Source organism: Escherichia sp. 10290 (assembly GCF_030295155.1).
Classification (GTDB): Bacteria; Pseudomonadota; Gammaproteobacteria; order Enterobacterales; family Enterobacteriaceae; genus Escherichia; species Escherichia coli_F.
This window is the reverse complement of the sequence record NZ_AP025741.1, coordinates 4,699,648-4,711,373: the sequence shown is the minus strand read 5'-3', so window position 1 is coordinate 4,711,373 and position 11,726 is coordinate 4,699,648. Positions and strand designations below refer to the sequence as shown.

9 protein-coding genes, 2 tRNA genes and 2 rRNA genes are annotated in these 11,726 nt (G+C 52.0%); 2 read left to right on the top strand and 11 right to left on the bottom strand.

Annotation, left to right across the window (positions count from 1 at the left end):
• Nucleotide 1: 1 nt before the first annotated feature.
• From ilvD to ilvL, 6 genes are all read right to left on the bottom strand, one after another.
• Complete coding sequence (gene ilvD / locus QUE74_RS23610) at nt 2-1,852, bottom strand: dihydroxy-acid dehydratase (protein WP_001127377.1); 1,851 nt, start codon at nt 1,850-1,852, stop codon at nt 2-4.
• Nucleotides 1,853-1,916: 64 nt separating this feature from the next.
• On the bottom strand, nt 1,917-2,846 hold the full coding sequence (ilvE, locus tag QUE74_RS23605; RefSeq protein WP_000208520.1) for a branched-chain-amino-acid transaminase: 930 nt from the start codon (nt 2,844-2,846) through the stop codon (nt 1,917-1,919).
• Nucleotides 2,847-2,865: 19 nt separating this feature from the next.
• Nucleotides 2,866-3,129, bottom strand: a complete 264-nt coding sequence (gene ilvM, locus QUE74_RS23600; RefSeq protein ID WP_000983255.1) for an acetolactate synthase 2 small subunit — start codon at nt 3,127-3,129, stop codon at nt 2,866-2,868.
• Nucleotides 3,126-4,772, bottom strand: coding sequence for an acetolactate synthase 2 catalytic subunit (gene ilvG / locus QUE74_RS23595; protein ID WP_001012646.1), 1,647 nt, complete (start codon nt 4,770-4,772; stop codon nt 3,126-3,128). Before ilvG ends, ilvM begins: the two co-directional genes overlap by 4 nt.
• A gap of 2 nt (nt 4,773-4,774) precedes the next feature.
• Complete coding sequence (ilvX, locus tag QUE74_RS23590; protein ID WP_001387183.1) at nt 4,775-4,825, bottom strand: peptide IlvX; 51 nt, start codon at nt 4,823-4,825, stop codon at nt 4,775-4,777.
• Between the two features lie 86 nt (nt 4,826-4,911).
• Nucleotides 4,912-5,010: an ilv operon leader peptide gene (gene ilvL / locus QUE74_RS23585; protein ID WP_001311244.1), complete on the bottom strand. Its 99-nt coding sequence runs from the start codon at nt 5,008-5,010 to the stop codon at nt 4,912-4,914.
• Between the two features lie 351 nt (nt 5,011-5,361).
• On the opposite strand from ilvL, the gene QUE74_RS23580 reads away from it, so the two are divergent.
• Nucleotides 5,362-6,882 (top strand): YifB family Mg chelatase-like AAA ATPase, encoded by a 1,521-nt coding sequence (locus QUE74_RS23580; protein WP_000059006.1) that lies wholly within the window; start codon nt 5,362-5,364, stop codon nt 6,880-6,882.
• 24 nt (nt 6,883-6,906) lie between these two features.
• On the opposite strand, the gene maoP is transcribed toward QUE74_RS23580, so the two are convergent.
• Nucleotides 6,907-7,245 carry a macrodomain Ori organization protein MaoP gene (gene maoP, locus QUE74_RS23575; RefSeq protein ID WP_000841001.1) on the bottom strand — a complete coding sequence of 113 codons (339 nt, stop codon included), beginning with the start codon at nt 7,243-7,245 and terminating at the stop codon, nt 6,907-6,909.
• A 118-nt stretch (nt 7,246-7,363) separates the two neighbouring features.
• Between maoP and hdfR the strand changes: the two genes are divergently transcribed.
• Complete coding sequence (hdfR, locus tag QUE74_RS23570) at nt 7,364-8,203, top strand: HTH-type transcriptional regulator HdfR (RefSeq protein WP_000379245.1); 840 nt, start codon at nt 7,364-7,366, stop codon at nt 8,201-8,203.
• 95 nt (nt 8,204-8,298) lie between these two features.
• Here the strand turns inward: hdfR and QUE74_RS23565 are convergent.
• The 4 genes from QUE74_RS23565 to QUE74_RS23550 form a co-directional block, all read right to left on the bottom strand.
• Nucleotides 8,299-8,374: transfer RNA gene (locus QUE74_RS23565), tRNA-Trp, on the bottom strand.
• Nucleotides 8,375-8,382: 8 nt separating this feature from the next.
• Nucleotides 8,383-8,459 (bottom strand) — tRNA-Asp (locus tag QUE74_RS23560).
• Between the two features lie 54 nt (nt 8,460-8,513).
• Nucleotides 8,514-8,629, bottom strand: a 5S ribosomal RNA gene (rrf, locus tag QUE74_RS23555).
• Nucleotides 8,630-8,724: 95 nt separating this feature from the next.
• A 23S ribosomal RNA gene (locus QUE74_RS23550) occupies nt 8,725-11,629 on the bottom strand.
• Nucleotides 11,630-11,726: the final 97 nt, after the last annotated feature.

Genomic DNA, 11,726 nt, shown 5'->3' with positions numbered 1-11,726 from the left:
ATTAACCCCCCAGTTTCGATTTATCGCGCACCGCGCCTTTGTCGGCGCTGGTTGCCAGGCTGGCGTAGGCGCGCAGGGCAAAGGAAACCTGACGTTCACGGTTTTTCGGCGTCCAGGCTTTGTCGCCACGGGCTTCCTGCGCTTCACGACGGGCCGCCAGTTCGGCATCGCTTACCTGTAACTGAATGCCACGGTTCGGAATGTCGATAGCGATCAGGTCACCATCTTCAATCAGGCCAATGCTGCCGCCGCTTGCCGCTTCCGGCGAGACGTGGCCGATGGAAAGACCAGAGGTGCCGCCGGAGAAGCGTCCATCGGTGATCAGCGCACAGGCTTTGCCGAGCCCCATTGATTTCAGGAAGCTGGTTGGGTAGAGCATTTCCTGCATGCCAGGGCCGCCTTTCGGGCCTTCATAGCGGATCACCACCACATCGCCCGCGACAACTTTGCCACCGAGGATCGCTTCTACCGCGTCGCCCTGGCTTTCGTACACTTTCGCCGGGCCGGTGAATTTTAGGATGCTGTCATCGACGCCTGCGGTTTTAACGATGCAGCCGTTTTCTGCGAAATTACCGTAGAGCACCGCCAGACCGCCGTCTTTGCTGTAGGCGTGTTCCAGCGAGCGGATACAGCCATTGGAGCGATCGTCGTCCAGCGTATCCCAGCGGCAATCCTGCGAGAATGCCTGTGTAGTACGAATGCCCGCAGGGCCAGCGCGGAACATATTTTTTACCGCATCATCCTGGGTCACGACGATGTCGTATTGTTCCAGTGTTTGCGGCAACGTCAGGCCAAGTACGTTTTTCACATCACGGTTCAGTAACCCCGCGCGATCCAGTTCGCCGAGAATACCGATAACACCACCAGCACGGTGAACATCTTCCATATGGTATTTCTGGGTGCTCGGCGCGACTTTACACAGCTGCGGTACTTTGCGGGAGAGCTTATCGATATCACTCATGGTGAAGTCGATTTCCGCTTCCTGTGCCGCCGCCAGCAGGTGAAGTACGGTGTTAGTCGATCCGCCCATCGCGATATCCAGCGTCATGGCATTTTCAAACGCCGCTTTGCTTGCGATGTTACGCGGCAGTGCGCTTTCATCATCCTGTTCGTAGTAACGTTTGGTCAATTCAACAATGCGTTTACCGGCATTGAGGAACAACTGCTTACGGTCAGCGTGGGTTGCCAGCAGCGAGCCGTTGCCCGGCTGCGACAGGCCCAGAGCTTCGGTCAGGCAGTTCATCGAGTTAGCGGTGAACATCCCGGAACACGATCCGCAGGTTGGACAGGCGGAACGTTCAACCTGATCGCTCTGGGAGTCAGAGACTTTCGGGTCTGCGCCCTGGATCATCGCATCAACCAGATCGAGCTTGATGATCTGATCGGACAGTTTGGTTTTCCCGGCCTCCATCGGGCCGCCGGAAACAAAGATCACCGGAATATTCAGGCGCAGGGAAGCCATCAGCATCCCCGGGGTGATTTTGTCGCAGTTAGAGATGCAGACCATGGCGTCGGCGCAGTGGGCATTGACCATATACTCAACGGAATCAGCGATCAGTTCGCGAGATGGCAGTGAATAAAGCATCCCCCCGTGGCCCATAGCGATCCCATCATCCACCGCAATGGTATTGAACTCTTTGGCAACGCCGCCAGCCGCTTCAATTTGTTCGGCGACCAGTTTACCGAGATCGCGCAGATGAACGTGACCCGGTACAAATTGGGTGAACGAGTTCACAACCGCGATAATCGGCTTACCGAAATCGGCGTCGGTCATTCCGGTGGCGCGCCACAGCGCACGAGCACCCGCCATATTACGACCATGAGTGGTGGTGGCGGAACGGTACTTAGGCATACTTTATTTACTCCCAGTGTCTGTCTCGTAAATGGGACGGTGCGTGCCGTCCCATTTTTTGTATTTATTGATTAACTTGATCTAACCAGCCCCATTTATCTTCGGTTTCACCAGTGAAGAGGCCGAAGAAGGCTTGCTGGATGCGTTTGGTAACCGGGCCACAACGGCCTTCGCCTACCTGGATACCATCTACACTGCGCACTGGCGTGATTTCAGCCGCTGTACCAGACATAAACACTTCATCCGCCAGGTACAGTGATTCGCGCGACAGCACCTGCTCACGCACTTCAATTCCCAGTTCTTTCGCCAGTTTGATGATGGCGTCACGGGTAATCCCCGGCAGCGCGGATGAGGTGAACGGTGGGGTAAACAGCACACCGTCTTTCACTTCAAACAGGTTTTCGCCCGCACCTTCAGAGATATAACCATTCACGTCCAGCGCGATACCTTCCTGATAACCGTGGCGGCGCGCTTCGCTACCCACCAGCAGAGAAGAGAGGTAGTTACCACCGGCTTTTGCCGCGGTTGGGATGGTGTTTGGCGCTGCGCGGTTCCAGGAGGAAACCATTGCATCGATCCCCTGCTCCAGCGCTTCTGCACCCAGATACGCTCCCCACGGGAAAGCGGCGATAATCACGTCGGTTGAGTATCCCGCTGGCGGGTTTACGCCCATGCCAACATCACCGACGAAGATCAGCGGACGGATATAGGCGCTGGTGAGATTGTTTTTGCGGATCACGTCACGACACGCTTCCATCAGCTCATCAATGCTCTGCGAAACCGGGAAGCGATAGATTTTGGCGGAGTCATGCAGACGCTGCATATGCTCACGATGGCGGAATACAACTGGTCCTTTGTGCGAATCATAGCAACGGATACCTTCAAAAACTGAGGTACCATAGTGCAGCGCGTGCGACATCACATGCACCTTCGCGTCTTCCCAGCGAACCATTTCCCCATTGAACCAAATGTAATCAGCTTTCTTCGTGGTCATTTTTATATTCCTTTTGCGCTCAGGCGCGGATTTGTTGTGATGTGGTTGTGCTCTGGCAGATGGCAACGTGTGCGACGTCCACCAGTTTATTTAACTGACTAAACAGTAAGTCGACCGACCGTGGGCTGGCAACGGTCAATTCGATATTTATATTTTGTGCATCGCTGGCGGCGGCCATATTCATTGAGCAGACGTGGAAACCACGATGACGCACCACGCGTAAAACACGTTCTAAGGTTTCCGGATTGAAGCGAGCCGATACATTGACCTGATGTTGCATCATGATAATTTCTCCAACATTTCTGAATTACTGGCGCCAGGCGGCACCAGCGGCCAGACGTTCTCAAGTTCGTCGATTGAGACATGAAGCAGGTATGGCCCATCACTGTTCAGCATGGTGTCGAGTGCCGCTTCAACCTGGTCTTTACGGGTGATGTGTTGGCCAGGGATGCCGAAGGCGCTGGCTAACATGAGGAAATCGGGATTATCGGTAAGGGTGGTTTCGCTATATCGTTCCTGGAAAAACAGTTGCTGCCATTGTCGAACCATCCCTAACCGTTGGTTATCGAGTAAGACGATTTTCAACGGTAACTGCTTGCGTTTTACGGTGCCCAGCTCTTGCACATTCATCATGAAAGAGCCGTCACCGGAGATACAGACGACGGTATCGTTCGGTCGCGCAACTTGCGCACCAACCGCTGCCGGTAAACCAAACCCCATGGTGCCTAATCCGCTTGAAGTGATGAAATTTTCCGGGCGAGTGTGGACGATGTGCTGCGCGGCCCACATCTGGTGCTGCCCTACATCTGTGGTTACTACACAATCTTCAGGTTTACGATCCGACAGTTGTTTTAACAACAACGGCGCGTAGATAGCATCACCGGGATGGTCATAACGCCAGGCGTGTTCACTACGCATTTGTGCGCAGTGTTGCTGCCAGTCATTGATATTTAACGGCTGCTGTAACGCAGGCAACAGCGTGTTTAAATCACCCTGTAATGCCACATGTGCCTGACGCAGCTTGTTCATTTCTGCCGGGTCAATATCCATATGGATAACACTGGCGTGTGGTGCGAAGGTGTTCAGTTTGCCAGTTACCCGGTCATCAAAACGTGCACCCACGGCGATCAACAAGTCACATTCCTGCACCGCAAAGTTCGCCGCTTTGGTGCCGTGCATCCCCAGCATGCCCAGATAGTACGGATAATCCGCATCAACTGCGCCAAGTCCTTTCAGCGTGCAGGTGGCAGGCATTTTTGTGGCAGAGAGAAATTCTCGTAATGCAGGAACTGCCTGCGCCATACCCACGCCACCGCCAACGTACAGCATCGGTTTTTGCGCTTTTGCCAACATCTGGCGCGCTTGCTCGACTTCGGCATGTGGGAAAGTCACTTCGTTTTCAACGGTGGTGAACCAGGGTTCCAGATCGCCGCTGGCTAACTGGATATCTTTTGGGATATCGACCAAAACCGGACCGGGACGACCTGAGCTGGCAACTTCGAATGCTTCAGCCATGATGCGCGGCAACTCTTCCATAGACTGTACGAGGAAGCTGTGTTTGGTACAGGCTAATGACAATCCCAGGACATCAACTTCCTGAAATGCGTCGGTGCCGATGAAGGGAGCGGACACCTGACCGGTGATGGCAACAACAGGGATGGAATCTAACAGTGCGTCCGCAAGCCCAGTTATCAGGTTGGTTGCGCCCGGACCAGATGTGGCGATACATACGCCAGTTTTGCCGGTAGCACGGGCATAACCGATAGCCGCCATTGCCGCGCCCTGCTCATGCCGGCACAGCAAGTGCTCCACGCCGCCGTCATACAATGCATCGTAAACCGGCATAATTGCGCCACCCGGATAACCGAAAACGGTATTCACACCTTGTGTCCGCAACGCATGTACCACCCACTGTGCGCCATTCATAGTTAGTTCCCCGTCCTGAATCTTGAGAAACAGAATTTTGTGCTGTTATTCATTGTCTGCTCCTCGGTTATGTTTTTAAGGTCAAAAAAAACCCCCGGACCTTTCGGTGCGGGGGTCTTAGTTCGTTAAGGCTTGATCTCTAAGCCTTTCCTCGTCCAAGTGCAGCCCCGCACGGTGGGATAATAATCACCACCACGCTAATCACGACCAGGCTAATCACTCGTAGAAGGGCTGTCATTTTGTCTTTTCTTGCATCTTGTTCGAAGGAATGCCTAAAGAGTTACCATAGATTTTGCGAATAGCACAAGATATTTTTTGGCCGATTTTTATGATGCCTTTAATAATTTCAATAGAAATTGTTGTTTTTTAAAAAGAAAACAGTGAGTGAAAAAAATTCAATTTCAGTATGAATGTTGTTCCCTTCTTCGTAGTTAATCCTTTGTCCACTGCATTTTGCGAGCATCGTTCCACCGCCAGAACAACTCAACTTCACTTGCACAAATAAACAGGAATCAGCCACTAAAATTCACGAATTAGCGGGCTACAGCAGCGATATCTTATGTACATAATGGCGACTCAAGGAGGGCTTATGTCACTGTCAATTGTTCATACCCGCGCAGCCCTGGGAGTAAATGCGCCCCCAATCACTGTTGAGGTACATATCAGTAAAGGTCTACCAGGCTTAACGATGGTGGGCTTACCAGAAACAACGGTAAAAGAAGCTCGCGATCGCGTGCGCAGCGCCATTATCAATAGCGGATATGAATATCCGGCGAAAAAAATCACCATCAACCTTGCTCCAGCCGATCTGCCAAAAGAAGGGGGACGATATGATTTGCCTATCGCTATTGCGTTACTGACGGCCTCAGAACAGCTTACAGCCAATAAGTTAGATGAATATGAATTAGTCGGAGAACTGGCGCTTACAGGCGCTCTGCGTGGCGTTCCCGGTGCAATCTCCAGTGCAACTGAAGCTATTAAGTCGGGCAGAAAAATTATCGTCGCGAAAGATAACGAAGATGAAGTGGGGCTAATTAACGGTGAAGGATGCCTGATAGCCGATCATCTGCAGGCTGTCTGCGCGTTTCTGGAAGGTAAGCACGCTCTCGAACGTCCGAAACCAACTAATGCAGTATCCCGGGCGCTACAACATGATCTCAGTGATGTTGTCGGTCAGGAGCAAGGAAAGCGAGGACTGGAAATTACCGCCGCTGGCGGGCACAACCTTTTACTGATTGGACCGCCGGGAACAGGTAAAACAATGCTCGCCAGCCGTATTAATGGCCTGTTGCCAGATTTAAGCAATGAAGAGGCACTGGAGAGCGCTGCGATATTAAGTCTGGTAAATGCTGAATCAGTACAAAAACAATGGCGGCAGCGCCCGTTCCGCTCACCTCATCACAGTGCGTCGTTAACTGCGATGGTGGGCGGTGGTGCAATTCCAGGGCCTGGTGAAATTTCGCTGGCGCATAACGGCGTGCTTTTTCTTGATGAGCTACCTGAATTTGAACGGCGTACACTGGATGCCTTGCGAGAGCCGATTGAATCCGGGCAGATCCATCTTTCACGCACGCGAGCAAAAATAACCTATCCAGCCCGTTTCCAGCTTGTCGCGGCGATGAATCCCAGCCCTACCGGACATTATCAGGGAAACCATAACCGCTGCACACCAGAGCAAACGCTGCGTTATCTCAACCGGCTCTCTGGTCCCTTTCTCGACCGCTTCGATCTCTCACTGGAGATCCCATTACCGCCACCCGGCATTTTGAGTAAAACGGTAGTGCCGGGAGAAAGCAGCGCCACCGTTAAACAACGCGTAATGGCCGCCAGAGAGCGCCAATTTAAGCGGCAGAATAAACTGAATGCCTGGCTGGATAGTCCGGAAATACGCCAATTCTGCAAGCTTGAGAGCGAAGATGCGCAGTGGCTGGAAGAAACGCTGCTTCATCTGGGGTTATCGATTCGTGCCTGGCAGCGGTTACTTAAAGTTGCACGAACCATTGCTGATATTGATCAGTCTGACATTATTACACGTCAGCATTTGCAGGAGGCTGTTAGCTATCGTGCTATCGACCGCTTGCTCATCCATTTGCAAAAACTGCTGACATAAAAAAAGGGCATTTCGCCCTTTTTATTAATCGTCGGAATCGGTGTAGTCTTCAGCACCTTCAACCTGCGGTTTACCGCCGGAAAGGGTGTGAAAACGTTTTGGACGCTTGATACGCGTCATATACTTGGACCACACGCGTTCTGCTTCTGTCACTGGCTCACGTTCGCCACGGCATACTGCTACGAAGAGTTTCTCTTCCTCGGTAACCGGCTCGCGTTTGCCGAGATCCAGCTCATTGAAGGCATAACCATGACGCTCAAGCAGTTGTGCCTCTTTGATGGTGAAATCACCATGACGAGAGAATCCACGTGGATAATGTTTATTGTCGAAATATCGATTAGTCGTCGTAAAGCTTTCCGCCATCCTGCACGCTCCTAATTCTTTGACCGAGCTAGTTATGGCGCGGAGTATTAGTTACGCTTGACAGAGTGTAAAACAAAACATTTAAATCATAACGACAAATAATTTTGCGGAGAGCACTGTGGATACGGAATTGTTAAAAACTTTCCTGGAAGTTAGCCGAACGCGTCACTTTGGTCGAGCTGCTGAATCGCTCTATCTGACCCAGTCAGCAGTGAGCTTTCGAATCAGACAACTGGAAAATCAACTGGGTGTGAACCTTTTCACCCGCCACAGAAACAATATCCGTTTAACCGCTGCCGGTGAAAAACTACTGCCTTACGCAGAAACGCTCATGAGTACCTGGCAGGCCGCCCGTAAGGAGGTGGCGCATACCTCACGACATAATGAGTTTTCTATCGGTGCCAGCGCCTCGTTGTGGGAATGTATGCTTAATCAGTGGTTGGGACGCTTGTATCAAAACCAGGATGCCCATACAGGTTTACAGTTCGAAGCGCGAATTGCCCAACGGCAGTCTCTGGTAAAACAGCTGCATGAACGCCAGCTTGATCTTCTTATTACTACTGAAGCACCCAAAATGGACGAATTTAGCAGTCAGTTGTTGGGGTATTTCACTTTAGCGCTTTATACCAGTGCCCCTTCTAAACTAAAGGGAGATCTAAACTATCTGCGATTAGAGTGGGGGCCAGATTTTCAACAGCATGAGGCAGGTTTGATCGGTGCTGACGAAGTTCCCATTCTGACAACGAGTTCAGCTGAACTGGCACAGCAACAGATTGCGATGCTTAATGGTTGCACCTGGCTACCAGTCAGCTGGGCGCGTAAAAAAGGCGGTCTGCATACCGTTGTCGATAGCACAACACTTTCACGGCCGCTTTATGCTATATGGCTGCAAAATAGCGATAAAAATGCGTTGATTCGTGATCTATTGAAAATTAACGTGCTGGATGAAGTGTATTAATCAGAATGACTGGCAAGGATGCCGGTGGAAAGATTTACTTCGGAGAGGGTTATTACAGACAAAAAAAATCCTTAGCTTTCGCTAAGGATGATTTCTGGCAGGGGCGGAGAGACTCGAACTCCCAACACCCGGTTTTGGAGACCGGTGCTCTACCAATTGAACTACGCCCCTAATTAGGGTGGCGGAACGGACGGGACTCGAACCCGCGACCCCCTGCGTGACAGGCAGGTATTCTAACCGACTGAACTACCGCTCCACCGAATTCTTTTACAACCACCGGTTTTATGACCGGCTTACTGCTTAATTTGATGCCTGGCAGTTCCCTACTCTCGCATGGGGAGACCCCACACTACCATCGGCGCTACGGCGTTTCACTTCTGAGTTCGGCATGGGGTCAGGTGGGACCACCGCGCTAAGGCCGCCAGGCAAATTCTGTTTCATCAGACCGCTTCTGCGTTCTGATTTAATCTGTATCAGGCTGAAAATCTTCTCTCAATCCGCCAAAACACCTTCGGCGTTGTAAGGTTAAGCCTCACGGTTCATTAGTACCGGTTAGCTCAACGCATCGCTGCGCTTACACACCCGGCCTATCAACGTCGTCGTCTTCAACGTTCCTTCAGGACCCTTAAAGGGTCAGGGAGAACTCATCTCGGGGCAAGTTTCGTGCTTAGATGCTTTCAGCACTTATCTCTTCCGCATTTAGCTACCGGGCAGTGCCATTGGCATGACAACCCGAACACCAGTGATGCGTCCACTCCGGTCCTCTCGTACTAGGAGCAGCCCCCCTCAGTTCTCCAGCGCCCACGGCAGATAGGGACCGAACTGTCTCACGACGTTCTAAACCCAGCTCGCGTACCACTTTAAATGGCGAACAGCCATACCCTTGGGACCTACTTCAGCCCCAGGATGTGATGAGCCGACATCGAGGTGCCAAACACCGCCGTCGATATGAACTCTTGGGCGGTATCAGCCTGTTATCCCCGGAGTACCTTTTATCCGTTGAGCGATGGCCCTTCCATTCAGAACCACCGGATCACTATGACCTGCTTTCGCACCTGCTCGCGCCGTCACGCTCGCAGTCAAGCTGGCTTATGCCATTGCACTAACCTCCTGATGTCCGACCAGGATTAGCCAACCTTCGTGCTCCTCCGTTACTCTTTAGGAGGAGACCGCCCCAGTCAAACTACCCACCAGACACTGTCCGCAACCCCGATAAGGGGCCTACGTTAGAACATCAAACATTAAAGGGTGGTATTTCAAGGTCGGCTCCATGCAGACTGGCGTCCACACTTCAAAGCCTCCCACCTATCCTACACATCAAGGCTCAATGTTCAGTGTCAAGCTATAGTAAAGGTTCACGGGGTCTTTCCGTCTTGCCGCGGGTACACTGCATCTTCACAGCGAGTTCAATTTCACTGAGTCTCGGGTGGAGACAGCCTGGCCATCATTACGCCATTCGTGCAGGTCGGAACTTACCCGACAAGGAATTTCGCTACCTTAGGACCGTTATAGTTACGGCCGCCGTTTACCGGGGCTTCGATCAAGAGCTTCGCGTTACCGCTAACCCCATCAATTAACCTTCCGGCACCGGGCAGGCGTCACACCGTATACGTCCACTTTCGTGTTTGCACAGTGCTGTGTTTTTAATAAACAGTTGCAGCCAGCTGGTATCTTCGACTGATTTCAGCTCCACGAGCAAGTCGCTTCACCTACATATCAGCGTGCCTTCTCCCGAAGTTACGGCACCATTTTGCCTAGTTCCTTCACCCGAGTTCTCTCAAGCGCCTTGGTATTCTCTACCTGACCACCTGTGTCGGTTTGGGGTACGATTTGATGTTACCTGATGCTTAGAGGCTTTTCCTGGAAGCAGGGCATTTGTTGCTTCAGCACCGTAGTGCCTCGTCATCACGCCTCAGCCTTGATTTTCCGGATTTGCCTGGAAAACCAGCCTACACGCTTAAACCGGGACAACCGTCGCCCGGCCAACATAGCCTTCTCCGTCCCCCCTTCGCAGTAACACCAAGTACAGGAATATTAACCTGTTTCCCATCGACTACGCCTTTCGGCCTCGCCTTAGGGGTCGACTCACCCTGCCCCGATTAACGTTGGACAGGAACCCTTGGTCTTCCGGCGAGCGGGCTTTTCACCCGCTTTATCGTTACTTATGTCAGCATTCGCACTTCTGATACCTCCAGCATACCTCACAGTACACCTTCGCAGGCTTACAGAACGCTCCCCTACCCAACAACGCATAAGCGTCGCTGCCGCAGCTTCGGTGCATGGTTTAGCCCCGTTACATCTTCCGCGCAGGCCGACTCGACCAGTGAGCTATTACGCTTTCTTTAAATGATGGCTGCTTCTAAGCCAACATCCTGGCTGTCTGGGCCTTCCCACATCGTTTCCCACTTAACCATGACTTTGGGACCTTAGCTGGCGGTCTGGGTTGTTTCCCTCTTCACGACGGACGTTAGCACCCGCCGTGTGTCTCCCGTGATAACATTCTCCGGTATTCGCAGTTTGCATCGGGTTGGTAAGTCGGGATGACCCCCTTGCCGAAACAGTGCTCTACCCCCGGAGATGAATTCACGAGGCGCTACCTAAATAGCTTTCGGGGAGAACCAGCTATCTCCCGGTTTGATTGGCCTTTCACCCCCAGCCACAAGTCATCCGCTAATTTTTCAACATTAGTCGGTTCGGTCCTCCAGTTAGTGTTACCCAACCTTCAACCTGCCCATGGCTAGATCACCGGGTTTCGGGTCTATACCCTGCAACTTAACGCCCAGTTAAGACTCGGTTTCCCTTCGGCTCCCCTATTCGGTTAACCTTGCTACAGAATATAAGTCGCTGACCCATTATACAAAAGGTACGCAGTCACCCCATAAAGAGGCTCCCACTGCTTGTACGTACACGGTTTCAGGTTCTTTTTCACTCCCCTCGCCGGGGTTCTTTTCGCCTTTCCCTCACGGTACTGGTTCACTATCGGTCAGTCAGGAGTATTTAGCCTTGGAGGATGGTCCCCCCATATTCAGACAGGATACCACGTGTCCCGCCCTACTCATCGAGCTCACAGCATGTGCATTTTTGTGTACGGGGCTGTCACCCTGTATCGCGCGCCTTTCCAGACGCTTCCACTAACACACACACTGATTCAGGCTCTGGGCTCCTCCCCGTTCGCTCGCCGCTACTGGGGGAATCTCGGTTGATTTCTTTTCCTCGGGGTACTTAGATGTTTCAGTTCCCCCGGTTCGCCTCATTAACCTATGGATTCAGTTAATGATAGTGTGACGAATCACACTGGGTTTCCCCATTCGGAAATCGCCGGTTATAACGGTTCATATCACCTTACCGACGCTTATCGCAGATTAGCACGTCCTTCATCGCCTCTGACTGCCAGGGCATCCACCGTGTACGCTTAGTCGCTTAACCTCACAACCCGAAGATGTTTCTTTCGATTCATCATCGTGTTGCGAAAATTTGAGAGACTCACGAACAACTTGCGTTGTTCAGTGTTTCAATTTTCAGC

Bases quoted from the DNA above. Each gene is read 5' to 3' on its own strand.
- ilvD (WP_001127377.1), bottom strand. From the start codon at position 1,852: ATGCCTAAGTACCGTTCCGCCACCACCACTCATGGTCGTAATATGGCG.
- ilvL (WP_001311244.1), bottom strand. From the start codon at position 5,010: ATGACAGCCCTTCTACGAGTGATTAGCCTGGTCGTGATTAGCGTGGTG.
- ilvG (WP_001012646.1), bottom strand. From the start codon at position 4,772: ATGAATGGCGCACAGTGGGTGGTACATGCGTTGCGGACACAAGGTGTG.
- QUE74_RS23580 (WP_000059006.1), top strand. From the start codon at position 5,362: ATGTCACTGTCAATTGTTCATACCCGCGCAGCCCTGGGAGTAAATGCG.
- ilvM (WP_000983255.1), bottom strand. From the start codon at position 3,129: ATGATGCAACATCAGGTCAATGTATCGGCTCGCTTCAATCCGGAAACC.
- ilvE (WP_000208520.1), bottom strand. From the start codon at position 2,846: ATGACCACGAAGAAAGCTGATTACATTTGGTTCAATGGGGAAATGGTT.
- maoP (WP_000841001.1), bottom strand. From the start codon at position 7,245: ATGGCGGAAAGCTTTACGACGACTAATCGATATTTCGACAATAAACAT.